Annotated in this window: 11 protein-coding genes; 9 read left to right on the forward strand and 2 right to left on the reverse strand. The window is 70.9% G+C overall.

The annotated features are described in order from the left end of the window. Positions 1 to 2: 2 nt before the first annotated feature. Positions 3 to 4,574, reverse strand: a complete 4,572-nt coding sequence (gene gltB, locus GTZ93_RS04185) for a glutamate synthase large subunit (protein WP_139914844.1) — start codon at positions 4,572 to 4,574, stop codon at positions 3 to 5. A gap of 285 nt (positions 4,575 to 4,859) precedes the next feature. Here gltB and GTZ93_RS04190 point away from each other — a divergent pair, with 285 nt between their 5' ends. The 4 genes from GTZ93_RS04190 to GTZ93_RS04205 are packed head-to-tail and all read left to right on the forward strand — an operon-like array spanning position 4,860 to position 9,325. Next, complete coding sequence (locus GTZ93_RS04190; RefSeq protein WP_139914845.1) at positions 4,860 to 5,459, forward strand: biliverdin-producing heme oxygenase; 600 nt, start codon at positions 4,860 to 4,862, stop codon at positions 5,457 to 5,459. Beyond that, the gene (locus GTZ93_RS04195; protein ID WP_139914846.1) at positions 5,440 to 7,710 is read left to right on the forward strand and encodes an ATP-binding protein; all 2,271 of its coding nucleotides are present in this window, start codon (positions 5,440 to 5,442) and stop codon (positions 7,708 to 7,710) included. The genes GTZ93_RS04190 and GTZ93_RS04195 overlap by 20 nt, the downstream gene beginning before the upstream one ends. Continuing rightward, positions 7,707 to 8,141, forward strand: a complete 435-nt coding sequence (locus GTZ93_RS04200; RefSeq protein ID WP_139914847.1) for a response regulator — start codon at positions 7,707 to 7,709, stop codon at positions 8,139 to 8,141. The genes GTZ93_RS04195 and GTZ93_RS04200 overlap by 4 nt, the downstream gene beginning before the upstream one ends. Next, positions 8,138 to 9,325 (forward strand): hybrid sensor histidine kinase/response regulator, encoded by a 1,188-nt coding sequence (locus GTZ93_RS04205; protein WP_139914848.1) that lies wholly within the window; start codon positions 8,138 to 8,140, stop codon positions 9,323 to 9,325. Before GTZ93_RS04200 ends, GTZ93_RS04205 begins: the two co-directional genes overlap by 4 nt. A gap of 9 nt (positions 9,326 to 9,334) precedes the next feature. Here the strand turns inward: GTZ93_RS04205 and GTZ93_RS04210 are convergent, their stop codons facing one another. Beyond that, positions 9,335 to 9,904: a DUF420 domain-containing protein gene (locus GTZ93_RS04210; RefSeq protein ID WP_120574403.1), complete on the reverse strand. Its 570-nt coding sequence runs from the start codon at positions 9,902 to 9,904 to the stop codon at positions 9,335 to 9,337. 334 nt (positions 9,905 to 10,238) lie between these two features. Between GTZ93_RS04210 and GTZ93_RS04215 the strand changes: the two genes are divergently transcribed. The 5 genes from GTZ93_RS04215 (at position 10,239) to GTZ93_RS04235 (ending at position 19,587) form a co-directional block, all read left to right on the forward strand. Continuing rightward, entirely contained in the window at positions 10,239 to 12,062 is a 1,824-nt protein-coding gene (locus GTZ93_RS04215; RefSeq protein WP_257978889.1) for a DUF1585 domain-containing protein, read from the forward strand. Continuing rightward, positions 12,062 to 12,733, forward strand: a complete 672-nt coding sequence (locus tag GTZ93_RS04220; protein ID WP_139914850.1) for a hypothetical protein — start codon at positions 12,062 to 12,064, stop codon at positions 12,731 to 12,733. Before GTZ93_RS04215 ends, GTZ93_RS04220 begins: the two co-directional genes overlap by 1 nt. A 17-nt stretch (positions 12,734 to 12,750) precedes the next feature. Next, entirely contained in the window at positions 12,751 to 14,169 is a 1,419-nt protein-coding gene (locus GTZ93_RS04225; RefSeq protein ID WP_139914851.1) for a DUF1501 domain-containing protein, read from the forward strand. Positions 14,170 to 14,190: 21 nt separating this feature from the next. Further along, complete coding sequence (locus GTZ93_RS04230; RefSeq protein WP_139914852.1) at positions 14,191 to 15,738, forward strand: hypothetical protein; 1,548 nt, start codon at positions 14,191 to 14,193, stop codon at positions 15,736 to 15,738. Positions 15,739 to 15,831: 93 nt separating this feature from the next. Next, positions 15,832 to 19,587, forward strand: a complete 3,756-nt coding sequence (locus tag GTZ93_RS04235; protein WP_139914853.1) for a VCBS repeat-containing protein — start codon at positions 15,832 to 15,834, stop codon at positions 19,585 to 19,587.

The following is a 19,587-nucleotide window of genomic DNA, read 5'->3' on the forward strand; positions in this document are numbered from 1 at the left end:
GTTCAGGCCCCCCCGCCAACGACGTGGAGTTGCTGCACACCCGCGGCCGGTGGCGGCCTGCGCGCCGCCCTTCGCGCCTGGAGCACGCGCTTGTAGTCGGACGGCATCACCTTCATGAACTGCGGCACCATCAGCTCCCAGTTGTCGAGCACCCGCCGCGCGAGCGCGCTGCCGGTGTGGTGCAGGTGGCGTTCAATCATCCCGTGCACGAGCCAGATTTCCGACTCGTCCACCAGCGACTCCAACTCCACCATCTCCAGGTTGCAGCGCTCGCGGAAGGAACGCTCGCGGTCCAACACGTACGCGGTGCCGCCGCTCATGCCGGCCGCGAAGTTGCGGCCCGTCTGGCCCAGCACCACCACCACGCCGCCCGTCATGTACTCGCAGCCGTGGTCGCCCACGCCCTCCACCACCGCCTGCGCGCCGCTGTTGCGCACCGCGAAGCGCTCACCCGCGAGTCCTCGCAGGTACACCTCGCCGGCCGTGGCGCCGTAGAGCACCGTGTTGCCGACGAGCACGTTCTCCTCGGGCGTGAAGCGGCTGCCCTCCGGCGGATAGACGATGATGCGTCCGCCGGACAGCCCCTTGCCCAGGTAGTCGTTGGTGTCGCCCTCCAGCTCCAGCGTCACGCCCGACGCGAGGAACGCGCCGAAGCTCTGGCCCGCGGAGCCCTTCAGCTTCACCCGCAGCTTCCCGTCCGGCAGCCCCTGCGCGCCGTGTCGGCGGGCAATCTCACCGGAAAGCATGGCGCCCACCGCGCGGTGCGTGTTCGCCACCGGCAGCGTCAGCATCAACGGCGGCCCGCCCGCGAGCACGGACTGCGCCTTGGTGAGCAGCTCGTGGTCCAGGTGGTCCGCCACGTCCTTGCGGTGCGGCGTCTGGCAGTGGCGCGGCTCGGTGGCCGGCGCGGACGGCGCGGTGAGCAGCGCGGACAGGTCCAGCTTTCGCGCCTTCCAGTGGTCCACCGCCGCGCGCTGGCGCAACAGGTCCACCCGGCCCACCAGCTCATCCAGCTTTCGCACGCCCAGCTTCGCCATGTGCAGGCGCAGGTCCTCCGCCAGCAGCAGGAAGAAGCTCACGACGTTTTCCGGCGTGCCCTGGTAGCGCTCGCGCAGCGCCGGGTCCTGCGTGGCGATGCCCGCCGAGCAGGTGTTGAGGTGGCACTTGCGCAGCATGATGCAGCCCACGGACACGAGGCTCGCGGTGGCCAGGCCGAACTCCTCCGCGCCCAGCAGCGCCGCCACCAGCACGTCGCGCGCGGTGCGCAGGCCGCCGTCCACCTGCACGCGGATGCGCGAGCGCAGGCCGTTGTGCACCAGCACCTGCTGCGTCTCCGCCAGCCCCAGCTCCCACGGCAGGCCCGCGTGCTGGAGGCTGGAGAGGGGAGAGGCGCCCGTGCCGCCCTCGTAGCCCGCCACCACCACGCAGCCCGCGCCCGCCTTGGCCACGCCCGCGGCGATGGTGCCCACGCCCACCTCGCTCACCAGCTTCACGCTCACGCGCGCCTTCGCGTTCACGGACTGGAGGTCGTAGATGAGCTGCGCCAGGTCCTCGATGGAGTAGATGTCGTGGTGCGGCGGCGGCGAAATCAGCGTCACGCCCGGCGTGCTCCAGCGCACGCGCGCAATCCGCTCGTCCACCTTGTGGCCCGGAAGCTGGCCGCCCTCGCCGGGCTTGGCGCCCTGGGCCATCTTGATTTGGAGCTCGTCCGCGTTGACCAGGTACTCGGCCGTCACGCCGAAGCGCGCGCTGGCCACCTGCTTGATGGCGCTGCGGCGCGAGTCGCCGTTGGGGTCCTGGGTGTAGCGGCGGGACTCCTCGCCGCCCTCGCCGCTGTTGGACTTGCCGCCCAGCCGGTTCATCGCGATGGCCAGCGTCTCGTGCGCCTCCGCGCTGATGGAGCCGAAGGACATGGCGCCGGTGACGAAGCGCCGCGCCAGCTCCAGCGCGGGCTCCACCTCTTCCAGCGGTACCGGCGTGCAGCCGTCCGTCACCACGTCCAACAGGCCGCGCAGGTTGCTGTGCTCGCGCGTCTCGTCGTCCGCCAGCTTCGAGTACTCCTGGAACTGCGCCGCGTCGTTCGCGCGCACCGCTGCCTGGAGCTTCGCCACGGTGGCCGGGTTCCACTTGTGCCGCTCGCCCTGTCGGCGCCAGCGGAACTGACCGCCCACGGGCAGCAGGTCCTCCTCGCCGTCCGCGCCGACGCCGAAGCCGCGCGCGTGCCGCTCGGCCACCTCGCGGCCCAGCTCCGGCAGGCCCACGCCCTCCACTCGCGACGACGTGCCGGTGAAGTGCTTCTCGATGAGGCTTCGCTGGAGACCCACCGCCTCGAAGAGCTGCGAGCCGCGGTAGGACTGGAGCGTGGAGATGCCCATCTTGGACATCACCTTGAGCAGCCCCTCCTCCAGGCCGTGGAGGTACTGCGCCTGCGCCTTGTCCGCGTCCGCCTTGAGCTCCCCCGCGTCCGCCAGTGCGCGCAGCGTGTCCAGCGCCAGGTACGGGTTCACCGCGGACACGCCGTAGGCGAACAGGCACGCGAAGTGGTGCACCTCGCGCGCCTCCGCCGTCTCCAGCACGATGCCCGTGTACATGCGCGTGCCGTCGCGCACCAACCGCTGGTGCACCGCGGACACGGCCAGCAGCGCGGGGATGGCCGCGTGCGCCGCGTCCACGCCCCGGTCGCTCAGCACCAGGATGCTCGCGCCCGCGTCGACGGCATCCACCGCCGCCGTGCACAGCCGCTCCACCGCGACCTCCAGCGCTGTCGCCGCGCCGCCCGCGTGCGGGTACAGCAGGCTCAAGGGACGCGGCTCGAAGAGGCCGGTGTCTCCGCGCAGGTTCGCCAGTCGCGCCAGCTGCCCGTTGGTGAGGATGGGGCCGGGCAGGGACAGCCGGTGGCACTGCTCGGGCGTCTCCTCGAAGGTGTTGCCCTCCGGGCCCAGCGCGGTGGCCAGCGTCATCACCAGCGCCTCGCGCAGCGGGTCGATGGGCGGGTTGGTCACCTGCGCGAAGAGCTGGTGGAAGTAGTTGAAGAGGGTGGGGGCCTGGTCGCTCAGCACCGCCAGCGGCGTGTCCGTGCCCATGGAGCCCGTGGGCTCCTTGCCCGTCTCCGCCATGGGCACCAGCGTGGTGCGCACGTCTTCATCCGTGTAGCCGAACGCGCGCTGCGTCCGCCACAGCGTCTCGCCCTTCAGGCGCGCGGGGGCGGGGACGGCGGGCAGGTCCTCGAAGGTGAAGACGTTGCGCTGGAGCCAGCGGCGGTAGGGCCAGCGCGAGGTGATTTCATGCTTCACCTCCTCGTCCTCCAGGATGCGCCCCTCCGTGGTGTCCACCAGCAGCATGCGGCCCGGCGTCAGCCGGCCCTTGCGGCGCACCTGTGACGGGGGCACGTCGATGACGCCCGTCTCCGACGCCAGGATGATGCGGTCGTCCTCCGTCACCAGGTAGCGCGCGGGGCGCAGGCCGTTGCGGTCCAACGTCGCGCCAATCAGCTGCCCGTCCGTGAACGCGATGGCCGCGGGGCCGTCCCACGGCTCCAGCAGGGACGCGGAGTACTCGTAGAAGGCGCGGCGCTCGTCGCCCATCTCCTTGTGACCCTCCCACGCCTCCGGGATCATCATCATCATCGCGTGGGGCAGGGTGCGGCCGCCCAGGTAGAGCAGCTCCACCATGTTGTCGAACTGCGCGGAGTCGCTCTTGCCCGGGACGATGATGGGCCACAGCGGCTCCAGGCTCCCGCCCAGCTTCGCCGTCTGGAGCAGCCCGCGCCGCGCCGTCATCCAGTTGCGGTTGCCACGCAGTGTATTGATTTCACCGTTGTGCGCGATGAAGCGGAACGGCTGCGCCAGCTCCCACGTGGGGAAGGTGTTGGTGGAGAAGCGCGAGTGCACCAGCGCCAGCGCGCTGACGAACTCCGGGTGCCGCAGGTCCGCGTAGAAGCGCGGCAGCTGCCGGGGCAGGAGCAGTCCCTTGTAGATGAGCGTCTCCGACGAACAGCTGGCCACGTGGAAGCGCCCCTGCGGATCCACGCCGCGCGCCTGCACGCGGTTCTCCACCAGCTTGCGGATGCGGTAGAGCTTGCGCTCGAAGGCGCTGGGCACCACGCGGCGCCGAGCGATGAACAGCTGCCGGATGAACGGCGCGGCCTCTCGCGCGAGCGGCCCCAGCTCCTCCGGCGCCACCGGCACGTCGCGCCAGCCGAGCAGCCGCTGCCCCTCCTCCTCCACCACGTCCTCGAACAGCGCCTCGCACGCGCGACGCGCCTCCGGCTCCTGCGGCAGGAACACCTGCGCCACGCCGTACTGGCGGCGCGGCGGCAGCTCGAAACCCAGCCGCGGCGCTTCATGGTTGAAGAAGCGGTGCGGCAACTGCACCAGGATGCCGGCGCCGTCGCCCGTCTCCGGGTCGCGCCCTGCCGCGGCGCGGTGGCTCAGGCGGTTGAGCAGCTCCAGCGCGTCCTCCACGATGCCCCGAGAGCGCTGTCCCCGGATGTGGGCCACGAATCCCACGCCGCAGGCGTCGTGCTCGGTCTCCGGCTCATACAGCCCGTAGCGCGGAGGGAGGGTGAACGGCATCGTCAGGACCCCTTTCCCGCATGACGCGGGAAGCCAAGCTGTTGAGCCTCCAGGCTAACGCGTCGTGTCGCAGCCCGTAAAGACAGGGTGGTCCAGGGGGTCGAGCCACCGCGTGGAGTGGTGCCGGGGAAACAGGCACCCCGTGAAGCCTCACGCTCCGTGCGCCCCCCGCCGCAGGCGTGAGTGAACGGACGACAGTCGCCTGCGATGAACGGCCAACATTCAGCGCAATTGGTTCTTTTCCCCCGCCGCGCCGCTCCCGATCCTCCGGCCACTTTGGAACTGATGCAGCGGCTGAAGACGGAGACGCGCCCCCACCACGAGCGCACGGAGGGCGTGGTGCGTCTGATGGACGCGCACCTGACGCCCGCGGACTACCAGCGCCAGTTGGAGGCCTTCTACGGCCTCTATCTGCCCCTGGAGGCGCTGCTCGCCGGTCCCCTGGCGGCCCTGGAGCCAGCGCTGGACCTGGGGGCGCGTTGGAAGACGCCGCTGCTGGACGCGGATCTGCGCGCCATGGGGCACGACACGGCCTCGCTCGCACGGCTGCCGCGCGCCTCCTCGCTGCCGGCGCTGCCGGGCCTGGCGGAGGCGCTGGGCTGCGCGTACGTGCTGGAGGGCTCCACGCTGGGGGGCCAGCTCATCCTGCGCCACCTGACGCGCCACTTCGGGCCGGACGCGCGCGTGGGGAACTTCACCTTCTTCCGGGCCTATGGCGACCAGGTGGGCCCCATGTGGCGTGCGTTCGGTGACGCCCTCACCCGGGCGTCCGAACGGGCGGCCTCCGAGACCTTCGACGCGGCCGTCGTGCAGGGCGCCCGCGATACCTTCGACACCTTCGCCGCCTGGTTGATGCGAGAGCACGATGTCCCCGTCCGTCTCTGATGCCGACCTCAGCGTCTGTGACCGCGAGCCCATCCACCTGCTGGGGGGCATCCAGCCCCGGGGTGTGCTCGTCGCCTTCCGAGGGGACACGGAGGCCGTCGCGGTCGTGAGCGCGAACGTCCAGGCGCTGCTCGGCGCCGGGCCGGATGCGCTCCTGGGCAAGCCCCTGTCCGGCGTGCTTCCGCGCGGGCTGCTCGCGCGCGTGGAGGCGGGCAAGGGGCCGGGGCCCGTCACCGTGGAGGTGTCGGGACAGCGCTGCTCCGCGCTCCTGCATGACAGCGACGGCCTGCGTGTGCTGGAGCTGGAGCCGCTGGCGGACGAGGACGTGGGCTCGGACGAGACAGCGCTGAGCGCGGTGCAGCGGCTGGCGTCACCGCTGGCTCGCGCGAAGGGCACGGTCGCGCTGCTTCAAGAAGCCGCGGACGCGGTGCGGGAGCTCATCGGCTACGACCGGGTGATGGTCTACCGCTTCCACGCGGACTTCCACGGTGAGGTCGTGGCGGAGAGCGTGCGCGAGGGCGTGGACGCCTTCATGGGCCTGCACTACCCGGCGAGCGACATCCCCGCGCAGGCGCGCGCCCTCTACACGCGCAACCCCGTGCGCCTCATCGCGGACGTGGACGCGAAGGCCGTGGCCCTGGTGCCTCCGGTGCTGCCCGGCCCCCAGCGCCCGTTGGACCTGTCCGGCTCCGCGCTCCGCGGCGTGTCGGAAATCCATCTGGAGTACCTGCGCAACATGGGCGTGGGCGCGTCCTTCAGCGTGTCGCTCCTGAAGGACGGACAGCTCTGGGGGCTCATGGCCTGCCACCACCTGGCGCCCCGCACGGTGTCCGCCGCGCGGCGGCAGGCGTGCGAGGTGCTGGCGCGGCTGTTGTCGCTCCAGCTCTCCGCGGAGGAGCGGAGCCTGGAGTCCGCCGCCCAGGCGCGCCACGCGGCGCTGCTCAACGCGCTCGTCCTTCCGAACCTGGGCGAGCGCAGCCCCGCGAAGGCGCTGGAGGCGCATGCTCCGCTGCTGAAGGAACTCACGGGGGCCCACGGCGTGGCGCTGGTGCTGGGCGCGAGCGCGGGCCCGGAGGCGTCGCCCCTGCTGCTCGGCACCACGCCGTCCGCGGAGGAGGTGCGCGCGCTGGTGGCGTGGCTTTCGGCGCGCGAGCTGCCGGATGAAGCCTTCCACGTGGACCGGCTGGGGGATGTGTACCCGCCGCTGGCCTCGCGCGCGGACGTGGCCGCGGGCCTGCTGGCGGTGCGCCTGGACCCGTCCGTGCCGCACTTCGCGCTGTGGTTCCGCCCGGAGGTGGCGCGCACCGTGGCGTGGGCCGGCAACCCGAACAAGCCCGTGCGGCCGGAACCGGGCCACGCGCGGCTGCGTCCCCGCGCGTCCTTCGACGTGTGGCGCGAGGAGATGAAGGGCGCCTCCACCCCGTGGTCCGCGCAGGACCTGGAGGCGGCGCGCGCGCTCAAGGGCGCGCTGGTGGGCGTGGTGCTGCGGCACGCGGAGGAGCTGGCCCGGCTGTCGCGGGAGCTGGCCCGCTCCAACGCGGAGCTTGATGCGTTTGGCGGCACCGTGGCGCACGACCTCAAGGAGCCCCTGCGCGGCATCCTCCAGTACAGCTCCTTCCTCCAAGAGGACTTCGGCCCCGCGCTGGGCCCGGATGGACTCGGGCAGCTGGAGGCCCTGGGGTGGTTGGCGAAGCGCACGTACGAGCTGCTCGACAACCTCTTCGAGTACAGCCGCCTGGGTCGGCTGGAGCTGTCGTGGGAGGAGACGGACCAACAGACCCTGGTGGAGGACGTGCTCAAGACGCTGGGCGCACGGCTGCAGGAGGGCAGGGTGGAGGTCCGCCTGCCCCGCCGCCTGCCCACGTTGGCGTGTGACTCCATCCGCATCCGTCAGGTGTGGGCCAACCTCATCAGCAACGCGGCCAAGTACCAGACAGCCGAGCCACGCTGGGTGGAGGTGGGCTTCGTGGGGCCGGACGAAGCGCGTCCGGAGGCGGCGCGGCACGTCACCGCGCCCTACCTTTTCTACGTGAAGGACCCGGGCATCGGCATCGCGCCGCAGTTCCACGAAGCCATCTTCGAGCTGTTCCGCCGCCTGCATCCCGCGCAGGCCTATGGCGGCGGCACGGGGGCGGGGCTGGCCATCGCGCGCCGGCTGGTGTCGCTGCACGGCGGCGCGCTCTGGGTGGACTCCGCGCTGGGCCAGGGCTCCACCTTCTTCTTCACGCTGGGCGAGGGACCGCGACCATGAAGCCGCTGCTGCTGGTGGAGGACAGTGATCCGGACGCGGAGGCGCTGATGCGCATCGCGAAGCGGCTGCCCCTGCCCGTGCCGGTGGTGCGCGTGCGCGACGGCGAGAGCGCCCTGGACTACCTCTACCGGCGCGGGGCCTACGCGGACGTGGAGCGCCCGGTGCTCATCCTGCTGGACCTGCACATGCCCGGCATCAACGGGCGCCAGGTGCTGGCCACGCTGAAGGCGGACCCGGACCTGCGCGCCATCCCCGTCATCATCTTCTCCTCCTCCGTGGAGGAGGGGGACGTGGAGGGCGCCTACGCGGATGGCGCCAACAGCTACCTCTTCAAGCCCGAAGTCGGTCCCCAGCTGCAGGCCACCGCGGAGGCGCTCCATGCCTTCTGGTTCAGGGCCGCGCGCCTGCCCGAGCAGGAGCCGGAAGCATGAGCCTGCGCGTGCTGCTGGTCGACGACGGCATGGCGGACCGCCTCGTGGTCAGCCGCGCGCTGGCGCGTGACCCGGACATGAAGTGGGAAGTGGTGCCGGTGTCCTCCGCGGAGGACGCGCTGGCGTACCTGTCCGCCAACGCAGTGGACGCGATGCTGCTCGACTACCACCTGCCCGGCATGAACGGCGTCAGCATGCTCCAGAAGCTCGCGGAGCTGGCGCTGCCCAAGATGCCCGCCGTGGTGGTGCTCACCGGCAGCGGCAACGAGCGCGTCGCGGTGGACGCCATGAAGGCTGGCGCCCAGGACTACCTGGTCAAGGAGACCTTCACCCCGGAGCGCCTTCGCCGCAGCCTGCGCGCCGCGGTGGACACGGTGCTGATGACGCGCGAGCTGGAGGAACGCCGCCTGCGTACCGAGCGCGCCGAGGCCGCCGCCCGCGAGGCCCTGGCCGTGCGCGATGAGCTCTTCTCGCTGGCGACGCACGACTTGAAGGGCCCGCTTCAAATCATGACGCTCAACGCCCAGGTGCTGCGCCGGCAGATTCCCGCCGCCGCGATGACGCCCGCCCTGGAGACGCGCCTGGGGCACATCGTGCGCGCGGCGCACCGCATGGCCGAGCTCATCGACCACTTCCTGGAGGTGACGCGCGGTCAGGAGCGCCCGCTCAAACGCGAGCCCATGGACCTGCTGGCCATGGTGCGCGGCAAGGTGCGCGAGCTGGAGGCCAACGCGTCACGCCACTTCGTCCTGGAGGTGCCGGAGGGGCGCGACTTCACCGGCGAATGGGATGCGCACGCCCTGGAGCGCGTGCTGGAGAACCTGATGGGCAACGCGGTGAAGTACAGCGCCGCGGGCTCCACCGTCACCGTGCACCTGATGGTGGAGGAAGCGGAGACGCAGCAGTTCGTGCTGCTCGCCGTGACGGACCAGGGCATCGGCATCCCGGCGGCGGACCTGCCCTTCGTCTTCGAGCGCTTCCACCGCGGACGCAACGTGTCTCGGGACGTGTCCGGCAGCGGCGTGGGCCTGGCCAGCGCGCGCCGCATGGTGGAGCTGCACGGGGGGACGCTCGCCGTGCGCAGCGTGGAGGGGCAGGGCTCCACCTTCACCGTGCGCCTGCCCCGGGGCATCACGGTCAGCGCGGGGCCCGCGCGGTCCACGTCCGAGCACCCCGCGCAGTAGCGCGGCGCTTCAGGAGACGGCGGGCACTCCGCCGCGCAGCATGAAGAACACCACCACGCCCGTCACCGACACGTAGAGCCAGATGGGCGCCAGCCACCGGGTCACCTTGCGGTGCCGGGCGAACTGCTGCCGCCAGGAGAAGTAGAAGGCCACCAGCGCCATGGGCAGCACCGGCATGGACAGGATGACGTGGCTGGCCAGCAGCGTCAGGTACAGCCCGCGGAAGTCGCCCACGTAACGCGTGTCGCCGTGCACGAAGTGGTAGGCGAGGTAGCCCACCAGGAACAGCGCGGACGCGGCGAACGCGCTCACCATCAGATTCTGGTGCACCTTCCGCGCGCCGCGCTTGATGGCCACCCAGCCGCCCAGCAGCAGCGCCGCCGCCGTCGCGTTGAGCCCCGCGTTCACCGCCGGCATGAAGCGCAGGTCCACGCCCATGCCCGCGCCTCCGCGCCGGATGAGCAGCAGCCACGCCAGCAGCGCCAGCGCGCCAGCGGACACCACGCCGATCGCGATGAAGAAGGAGCGGTCGTTGGCGGACGAGGACGACGGGGTGAGCCCGGAAGCAGCGTTGGACATGTCCCCCTTGTGGACCGCGTCCGGACGGCTTGCAACAGGGTCTCCAAGTGGAATCCTGCTAATGCCTACATGTCGGTTGAATGGAATCGGTTAGGTCAACTGGATATCAAACCGGAAATTCCTTCATACTTCTGTTGACTGCGTCACCCCCGACCCCCCCTCTCGGAGGTTCCCCGTGTTCAGCGTGCGTTGCCTTGCCCCCCTGGCGAGCGCCGCCCTCCTGCTCGCTCTGCCCGCAGCCGCTGAAGAAGCGGTGTGCGCGCCTGTGGCGAAAGTTCCCTTGGAGCGGCATCTCCGTCAGCTTTCTCTCGATTTGCTGGGACGTCCTCCGACCATGGAGGAGTACAAGGCGTTCCAGGCCAAGGGCTCCGTCACCGCGGATGACGTCCGCGCGATGATGAAGGACGAGTCCTTCTACGCCCGGATGCGCAACTACCACCGCGCACTGCTGCGCTCGAACATCAACTCGAGCGTGCAGGGCAACGGCGACTACCGCGTGTCCGGCACGCCGCTGAGCTTCGCGGGCAACAACTCCAACAATCTGCGCGGTGGCCAGAGCCAGCGCTGTGATGGGGAGATTGCGCAGGACAGCTGCAAGGCGAACCCGCAGGACCCCCACCAGAGCGACTCCACGGCCCCCGCCTGCCGCGACGCGCAGGGCATCCCGCTGCCGGTCAGCTACGACTACGACACGAACTTCTACCAGTGCCGCCAACTGGACGTGGCCTCCACGTCGCCGGAGCTGAAGTTCGCGGACTGCAACGCGCTGAAGGCTGACGCGACGTACGGCAAGTACGTGAACTTCTGCGACAACCGCTACCTGGCCTCCGAGAGCAAGTCCGTGGGCTACCTCTGCCTTCCGGACCCGAACAAGAACACCACCAACATCCTGGTGCCGTTTCCGGCCACGGGCGTCATCACCGCCTGGGAGCATCCCACCACCCCGACGACCAGCATGAGGCTGGAGCGCTGCGGGTTCGACATGTCGAAGGACACCAGCGGCAGGACGAACTCGGCCGGCACCTGGACTCCGCAGCGCGGCTGCGTGCAGCGCGAGGGCTACGTCACCACCACGGTGCAGCCCTACTGGTCCACCACCACGGAGACCGTGAAGGTGTGCGCCGTGGAGGCGCAGGATCGCGCGACGAACCCCCACTCGGGTGCGTCCTGTGAGACGTCGCGCTTCAACAGCGACCGCAGCTGCGGCTGCGGCGACAAGATGCGCCGCTGCGAAATCACCGACGTGCACACCGCGCGCGTCGCCGCCTTCAACGAGGAGCCGCTCTACATCACGGACGCCGTGGTGCGGAACGACGAGCCCTACTTCAACATCCTCACCACCCGCCGCTCCTTCGTGAACGGCCCGCTGTCGGAGTTCTACCGGCAGCGCCAGGGCGCGGGCGTCTTCAGCATCAAGTCCCCCGCGGATGTGGCCACGCTGCCCGCCGTGACGTACGCGAACGCCACCCAGTGGAGCGAGTACATCCGCGAGAGCACCCACTCCGGCGTGCTCACCACGCCCGCGTTCCTCTACCGCTTCCCCACGCAGCGCGCCCGCGTGAACGAGTTCTACGAGGCGTTCCTCTGCAAGCACTTCGCCCCGGCCGCAGACGCGAACCTGCCGTCCCCGGACGACATCTGCAACCGGAGTAACAACCTGGCCACGCGCTGCGGCTGCAACTACTGCCACGCCACCATCGAGCCCACGGGCGCGCACTGGGGCCGCTACGCGGAGCGCTCCGCGCTGTTCCTGTCCCCGGATCAGTTCCCCAAGCTGGACGTGAAGTGCCGCGACTGCGCCATCAACGGTGACACCAACTGCGGCGGCGAGTGCAGCCAGTACGTGATGCAGGCCTTCGACGGCGACGGCGCCAACTCGCTGGGCCTCCTGAAGACCTACCTCTACCGCAGCGCGGATGAGGAGAAGAACATCGAGGGCGGTCCGCAGACGCTGGTGAAGCGGATGATGGAGACGGGCGACCTGGAGCGCTGCACCGTCAAGCGCGTCTGGAACGAGTTCCTGGGCCGCGCCATGACGGTCGAGGAGCAGCGCATGTACCTCCAGACGCTGTCGCAGGACTTCGCCAAGAACAACCACAGCCTCAAGGGCCTCATCGAGCAGGTGGTGATGTCCGACGCGTACCGGAGGATCGACTGATGCGCCGCCTTCTGCTGACCGCGCTGCTCGCGCTCGCCACGGGCTGCACCCAGGGCTCCGTGGACGTCCCCGCCAAGCCCGTCCCGCTGGACGCCCAGCTGGACCCCGTGCCCAACCCGCACGGGAACACGGATCAAATCGACCCGTTGCCGGACCCGGAGGCCCAGGGTGGCAGCGTGGGCCGCGCGCCCCGCCGCCTCACCGTCGCGCAGCTCAAGGAGTCCATCCGCATCGCGGTGGGCATGGAGTGGGATGAGCTGGAGGCACGCGCCCAGTCGCTGGGCCGCGCCGACTACGCGCTCATCACCTCCGAGAACACGGAGCCCAACCTCGTCTTCGCCCGCTTCCTGGACGACGGCGCGCGCAAGGTCTGCATCGCCCAGGCGCAGAAGGACATCGCGCAGGCGGACGTCGCCCTGCGCACCCTGGGGCGCACGCTGCCTTCGCCCATGAGCGACCTGACCAAGCTCACGGACGCGCAGGTGAACGAGACGCTCGTGTACCTCTCCACCCGGTTCTGGGGCGCGCCCCTCTCCGGTGAGGAACTCACGCGCTACGCGACGTTCTTCCGCAAGGCCTCCGCCCGGGCCGAAACCCTCAAGAAGCGCGACCAGGCGCTGGCGGTGGTCTGCATCGCCATGCTGACGGACTCGCGCTTCATCACCTACTGACCTTGACGGTGCCTGCGATGAAGAAGACACGCCAAGACGACCTCAGCTCCCCCGAGCGCCGCAACTTCCTCAAGGCCGGAGCCGGCTTCATGGGCTCCCTCCTCCTGGGAGGCATCCCCTTCAAGGCCGTGGCCCAGGCGACGAACATGGCGCCGCCCGACCGCTGCTTCGTGTTCGTGTATTTCAGCGGAGGGTGGGACCAGTTGCTCGCGTTCGACCCGCGTGACCCGGCGGTGTTCACCGCTGACAAGGTCAGCGACACGCGCATCATGCCGGGCTACAGCCTGCTCACCGACGCGGCCTACGCGCAGATCCCCGTCATCCCCAAGGACCGGGCAGGGGCGGCCCCGTCGAACATCGCGTTCGGGCCGGCCATCGGCGACCCGCGCGTGCCCAACCTGTCGGACCACTACGACCTGATGACGGTGGTGCGCGGCATCAACATGAGCACGCTCACCCACGAGGTGGGCTACCGCTACTTCCTCACCGGGAAGATGCCCATCGGCAGCGCGGCGCGCGGCTCCTCCACCGCCACGGAGATCGTGGGCCAGATGAAGCCCACGGTGCCCATCCCGTCCATCGCCCAGGGCGTGGAGTCCTACAACGACCGCTACGGTGGCTACGCCAACGCGCTGCGCGTGAGCGGCCTGGCGGACCTGGTGCTCACGCTGGATCCGCCTGTCGCCGCGCGCCAGCTGGACAGCGAAATCGAGAAGAGCCTCATCGACCTCAACGGCATGCCCATTACCTGCGAGGAGCAGGCGCTGACCGCGCGGGGCGTGGGCACCGCCTATGAGAGCAGCCGCGGTCAGATGCAGACCGTGATGGAGAACAAGCTGTCGGACTCGTTCCGCTTCCAGCTGGCGGCCAACCAGTCCGTGCGCGACTTCTACGGGCTCAACGGTCAGGCCTACCCGTACAACAGCGCCGCGGGCCGCGCCGCCATGGTGGCCACCGCCCTGAAGAAGGGCATCAGCCAGTGCGTGTCCATCAACCTGGCCGGCGGCCTGGACACCCACTTCGGTACGCAGCAGACGCACGCGACCAACCAGCGCGCGGGCTTCAACGCGCTGAACCTGCTGGTGACGGACCTGCGCGCCACCCAGCACCCGGGCGGCGGCAACTTCATGGACCACACCACCATCCTGGTGTTCAGCGAGTTCGCTCGCACGCCCACCATCAACGCCACGGGCGGCCGCGATCACCACCTGTCCAACAGCTGCCTGTTGATGGGCGCGGGCATCAAGCACAACACCGTGGTGGGCCGCAGCGGTGACATCGGCATGTCGCCGGGTCTGGTGGACCTGCGCACGGGCGCCAATGATCCGAACGGCTCCAACATCTTCCCCGAGCACATCATCGCGACGGTGCTGGCCTCGGCGAAGCTGGACTACAGCATCACGCGGGTGGACCCGCTGCGGTTCATCCTTGCCTGAGTCTTGATGAGCACTCCCCTCATGCGTCCCCGTCCGCGCCACGGTTCCCCCACCGTGGCGCGCTTCCTCCCCACCTCGCTCCTGCTGATGTCCGCGGTGCTGTCCACCGCGTGCGGCGAGGACGCACCCCCGGGCAGCGACCCGGCGAAGCCCGCGGTCTTCACGGCCCACCAGGTCACCACGGCGCAGTCCCTGTCCGCGGTGCCCGGCTTCGCGGACCAGTCCGGCGGCGGAATCTTCGCCACCGCGACAGGCGAGGCCGTGCGCCTGCGGCTGGATGGCACCAAGGCCGCGCTCGCCGCCCACCCGAAGAACACGGCGGCGCCAGGCTCCGTGCGCGCCACCTTCCGCCTGGGGCCGCACAGCGCCCTGGTGGAGACCGACCGCGGCCTGTTCCTCGCGGACCAGGGCTGGCTCATCGAACCGCTGTGGCAGGAGGTGCTGGGCACCGGCATCGTCGCCACCGCGCAGACCGCGGACGGCGCGGCCTGGATTGCCCACCCCAAGGGCCTGTTCCAGATCCAGGGCGGCGTGCTCGCGTCGCTGAAGCTGTCCGGGCAGCCGCTCTCCGGCATCACCACCATGACGGCCGCGCCCGCGGAGGACGGCCTCGCGGGCCTGTGGTTCGCGCGCGAGGGCAAGCTGAACGTGGTGGTGGCGTCCGCGCCGGGCGTCTACCAGGTGCGCGGCACGGACGCGCCGCTCGCGGGCGGTGAGACGGTGCGCGCGCTCGCGGGGCTGAGCGCGGGCACGGGCGCGCCGGGTGAGGTCTGGGTGCTCACCAGCACCCGCCTGCTGCGCCGGAACACGGACGGCTGGAGCACGGTGTCGCTGCCGGCGCTGCCCGAGCAGCTCTTGAGCGCGGGGCGCTACCTCTGGGCCCGCGCCGGGGACCGGCTCTTCACCTACGACGCGGACGCGAAGGTCTGGGGCTCCGCGGAGGGGCTGCCGTCCGGCTCCGTGGTGCTGCTGGCCGCGGACGAGAGCGGCTGTGCGTGGGCGCGCGTGGGCGAGCAGGCCCTGTCCATCAGCCAGACGCCGGCGCCGCGCGTGACGGGCATGCACCAGGGCATGCTGGTGGTGGAGGACGGGCTGGTGGTCCAGGCCCGCCTGCCGCCGGGCACCGCGCCGAAGAGCGTCCACTTCCAGCTGGAGAACCAGGATGTCGAAGCCACCGGGCCCGCGTTCAGCATGGGCGGTCTGGAGGCGGACGGCGAGACGCTCAAGGCGTTCTCCTTCTCCACCCTGGCGCCGGGCGGCCACACGCTGAACGTCGTGTCCCGCTTCGAGGACGGCTCGGAGGCGCGCCGGCAGATGCCCTTCCTCTACCAGCCGCTCACCACGGTCCCCAGCTGGGCGCGCGACATCCGGCCCGTGCACGAGGCCCGCTGCGCCAAGTGCCACATCACCAGCCCTGGCCGGCCGCTGAACACCTACGAGTTGTGGAAGTCCAACGCCCAGCTCATCAACGCGGCGGTGCGCGACCTGCGCATGCCCGCGGATGGGCCGTTGGATCCGCAGGGCATCGCCCTCATCCAGCGTTGGGTGTCTTCCGGCGCGCTGCCCTGAAGTCCCTGCTTCAAGACTGCTTCTTCGTCAGTGCATGCGCCCGTCTTCCTTTCGTCCCGGGGGAGGACGGGCGCCCCCTTCCGAGGCACCCCCATGAAACGTCTCCTCCGCGCGACCCCCCTCGCCGCGCTGCTGACCCTGGCCTGTGACGGTGAGCTCAAGCCCGCCGAGCAGCTCCCCTACGTGGGCCCCTGCGAGGGGCTTGCCCCGCTGTCGCTGTCGGCGGAACCCACGACGGTGCGCTCCGGCGACGTGGCCACGCTGACGGCCGGCGGTGGCAGCGGGCACTACTCCTTCCGCGCGGAGGCAGGCGGCTCCTCCGGCGACATGCGCGGCAACCGCTTCGTCGCGGGCGGTACGGCCGGCGAGGCCACGCTGACGGTGGTGGATGAGCAGTGCGGCGGCGCCACCAGCGTGCGGGTGAAGGTGATCTCCAGGTTCGGCGTCGCGCCCGCGCGCGCGATGCTGCGGCCGGGCACGTCCTTCCAAATCGCCCTGGAAGGCCTGGTGGGCACGGCGACCTTCACGCTCACCAGCAACGGCTCTGGCGCCACGCTCACCGACACGGGCCTCTACACGGCGGGCCAGGTGGAGGCGCAGGACGTCATCACGGTGCGCGACACGAAGTCCGGTGACACGGAGTCGCTCCAGTACACCGTGAGCAAGGCCGCGAAGCTGGTGGGTGACCCGCAGTACCTGGGCGTGCCGTCGGGCTCGTCCGCGCCGCTGGGCACGACGGGCGGCTCGGACCGCGTGACGTGGACGAAGAAGTCCGGCCCCGGCTCCGTGGTGAACGGCCGCGTCGTGGTGGAGGCGGGTGCGACCGGCACCGTCGTGCTGGAGGCGAAGGACGCCTTCACCGGCGACGTGGCCCCGGTGTCGGTGCGCGTGCTGGACGAGCTGACGCGGCCCCTGCTGGCGCACGGCAAGCTGTCGGACGTGGCCACGCTGGTGACCGCGGACTTCGACGGTGACGGCATCCAGGACCTGGCGGTGGGCCAGCGCGAGAGCGAGCTGTCGCGCCCCACGGGCGGCGCGGTGTTCATCTACAAGGGCAGCGCGTCCGGCCTGCCCGCGAAGCCCACCTGGGTGCTGACGGGTGAGACCGAGGGCGCGCTCTTCGGCGACATGCTGGCCGCGGGTGACCTGGACGGCGACGGCATCGCGGACCTGGCGGTGTCCTCGCCGGCCGCGGACGTCACCATCGGTGACTCGGGCGCGGTGTACCTCTACACGTTCAAGCCGGGACAGGCGCCCGCGCTGATGAGGCCCGCGCTCACCGGTCTGGGCCGCGGCGGGTTCGGCACGGGCCTGGCCATCGCGGACGCGGATGGCGACGGGGACATGGACCTGTTCGTGGGCTCGCCCGGCGCGGACCTGTCCACCCTCTCCGGCATCAGCCGGCGCGGCGTCATCGACATCTTCATCCTCACCAAGGGACAGGCCGTTCCGGACCTGCCGGTGGTGCGCCTGGGAGGACAGGACCTGCTGGCGGACGGCACGCTCACGTTGAAGAGCACCACGGAGCTGGGCCGCGCCCTCGTCGTGGCGGACCTCAATGACGACGGCCGTCCGGACCTGGCGGCGCTGAACCGGCTGACCCGCTTCAATGCGGACGGCAGCACCAACGGGCAGCAGATGGCCGTGGCGGTGTACTTCGCGCGCGACACGGCGCCGCGCTATCGCTCCGTGCCGGACCAGTATGTGCTGGTGTCCAACACCGCCGTGGAGACGATGGCCAACGAGGGCACCTTCCGCCTGGGGACCCTCCCCGGCGAGGGCAACCGGCCCCCGTTCCTCCTGGTGATGGCGGACAAGGCGGACGCGCCGGACCTGCGCACGTCGGGTGGCGTGGCGGCGGCGCAGGACGCGGGCGGCGCGTACCTGTTCGACCTTCGGGGCGCGACGCTGGCGGCGGATCCGGCCACGGTGAAGCCTGCGACGGTGCCGCTGGCGAACGCCTACGCGCGCTTCTACGGAGACGCGCGAAGCATCACCGCGACGCGCAGCTGGGCGGTGATGGACGTGGACGGCACTGCGGGCCCGGAGCTGCTCCTGGGCGCGCCGTACGCGGCGGTGACGGCGGGCACGGCGACGCTGGGCAACGCGGGCAAGGTGCTGGTGTTCCCGCTCACCGGCCTGTCGAAGGACACGGTGATGAACAAGCCGCTCGCGGCGTTGGGTGGCGCGGCGAAGTCGGAGGTGCTGGGCGCGGGGCTCGCGGCGTGGAACCTGCCGTCCGGTCCGGTGCTGGCGGGCTTCTCTGGCCGCGCATCTTCCACGGCGGGCGCCTTCACCGGTCGCGTGGATGTCTTCTCCAAGGCGGGTGCGACGATCGCGGAGTGGTCGCGCAGCGGCATGGATGTCACGGCCAAGGCCAGCGTGGAGCGCTTCGGTGAGACCGTGGCCGTCGCGCGCCTCAACAGCAAGGTGATGGCGCTGGTGGGCTCGCCGGGCTTCTCCGGTCCGGGCCCCAACGGCGACGGCGCGGACATGACCGTGGGCCGCGCGTACACCTTCGACACCGCGGAGCCGGGCAAGGCCATCGTGTCAGGGGAGGGCGCCAGCTCTCCGTGGCACGGAGGCCGCAACGTGGGCGTGGACGTGGCGTTCACGGACTTCAACGGCGACGGCCGGCCGGACATGGTGGCCGGCGCCACGGGGCTCATCATCCCGGCGACGAACTCCGCCGCGACGGAGCGGGACCCCTATGTGGCGAACGCCTGCATGACGACGGCCACGCAGTCGCTGGGCGGGTTGCTGGTGTCGCTGGGCCAGGCGGACGGCACCTTCAAGCAGGCCTACCGCGTGTTCGCGCCGTCCGTGGTTACCGGCTGCCACGACCCGGCGAACACCCGCTGCAAGCGCACCACCATTGGCCGGGGCGTGGTGGGCGGCTTCGACTTCAACGGCGACGGCAAGCAGGACCTGGCCGTGCTGCGTGACCGCGGCATCGACGTGTTCCTGGGCCGCGCGCCCGAGGACGCGTCGCTCGCGAAGATGACGCTGGCCTGCGACCCGGCTTATTCGTGGCCGACCGCCGCCATGCCCCCCAACCCCCCTGTCATTGATGGAGGGTGGGCGGACACCACGATGCCGGCGACCGCCTCCATCGCCACGGTGGGCGACCTCAATGGGGACGGCTGTGAGGAGGTGGCGTGGCGCTACTCGGACAACACGCACTCGGGCATCGTGATTGCCTACGGCTTCGACGCGGGCGGCACGAAGTGTGGTGGCCGCACGGTGGCGTCCATGGTGCGCATCGCGGGGGATCTGGAGAAGAAGATCGCGCTGATGAACCTGGGCATTGCCACCACGCGCGCGGGGAAGTTCCTGGGGGACTCGCGCGACTTCATCGCGGTGTCGGCCAACAACTACCTGTTCGAGGGCGTGAACCAGCCCACGGTGCTGCTCTACGACGTCGCCGCCATCAACGCGAAGCGCCCGGCCAATGGCGAGACCGTGGTGGGCGCCATCAACGACGGGCTGACCCCCATCCCCGTGACGTACCGCGCCCGCGCGGTGAGCTTCGGCACGTCGCTGTCGGGTGGCAGGGACCTGAACGGTGACGGCGTGCCGGACCTGTGGGTGGGCGCGCCCAACGCGTCGGTGGCCTCGGACGGCGACGGCGCGGCGTTCCTCTTCGCCGGTGGCGCGAAGTCCACGGGAGCGCTGTCGCCCTTCCTGCTGGTGGTAGGCGACGGCGCGGAGCGCTCCTACCTGGGCCAGTCCATCGCCGTCGTCCCGGGCTCCGGAGGCTCGCCGCCGTCGGTCGTCATCGGCGCGCCGAGGAGCTACCGCACCGGCACGCAGAACGGCACGGCGTACGCGCTGCCCCTGCCGTTCTGA

The organism is Corallococcus exiguus (genome assembly GCF_009909105.1).
Taxonomy (GTDB): Bacteria; Myxococcota; Myxococcia; order Myxococcales; family Myxococcaceae; genus Corallococcus; species Corallococcus exiguus.

Excerpts from the sequence above, each read along its gene's own strand:
- GTZ93_RS04205 (WP_139914848.1), top strand. The coding sequence starts at position 8,138 with ATGAGCCTGCGCGTGCTGCTGGTCGACGACGGCATGGCGGACCGCCTC.
- GTZ93_RS04190 (WP_139914845.1), top strand. The coding sequence starts at position 4,860 with ATGCAGCGGCTGAAGACGGAGACGCGCCCCCACCACGAGCGCACGGAG.
- GTZ93_RS04210 (WP_120574403.1), bottom strand. The coding sequence starts at position 9,904 with ATGTCCAACGCTGCTTCCGGGCTCACCCCGTCGTCCTCGTCCGCCAAC.
- GTZ93_RS04200 (WP_139914847.1), top strand. The coding sequence starts at position 7,707 with ATGAAGCCGCTGCTGCTGGTGGAGGACAGTGATCCGGACGCGGAGGCG.
- GTZ93_RS04220 (WP_139914850.1), top strand. The coding sequence starts at position 12,062 with ATGCGCCGCCTTCTGCTGACCGCGCTGCTCGCGCTCGCCACGGGCTGC.
- GTZ93_RS04195 (WP_139914846.1), top strand. The coding sequence starts at position 5,440 with ATGTCCCCGTCCGTCTCTGATGCCGACCTCAGCGTCTGTGACCGCGAG.
- GTZ93_RS04230 (WP_139914852.1), top strand. The coding sequence starts at position 14,191 with ATGCGTCCCCGTCCGCGCCACGGTTCCCCCACCGTGGCGCGCTTCCTC.
- GTZ93_RS04235 (WP_139914853.1), top strand. The coding sequence starts at position 15,832 with ATGAAACGTCTCCTCCGCGCGACCCCCCTCGCCGCGCTGCTGACCCTG.
- GTZ93_RS04225 (WP_139914851.1), top strand. The coding sequence starts at position 12,751 with ATGAAGAAGACACGCCAAGACGACCTCAGCTCCCCCGAGCGCCGCAAC.
- GTZ93_RS04215 (WP_257978889.1), top strand. The coding sequence starts at position 10,239 with ATGGAGGAGTACAAGGCGTTCCAGGCCAAGGGCTCCGTCACCGCGGAT.
- gltB (WP_139914844.1), bottom strand. The coding sequence starts at position 4,574 with ATGCCGTTCACCCTCCCTCCGCGCTACGGGCTGTATGAGCCGGAGACC.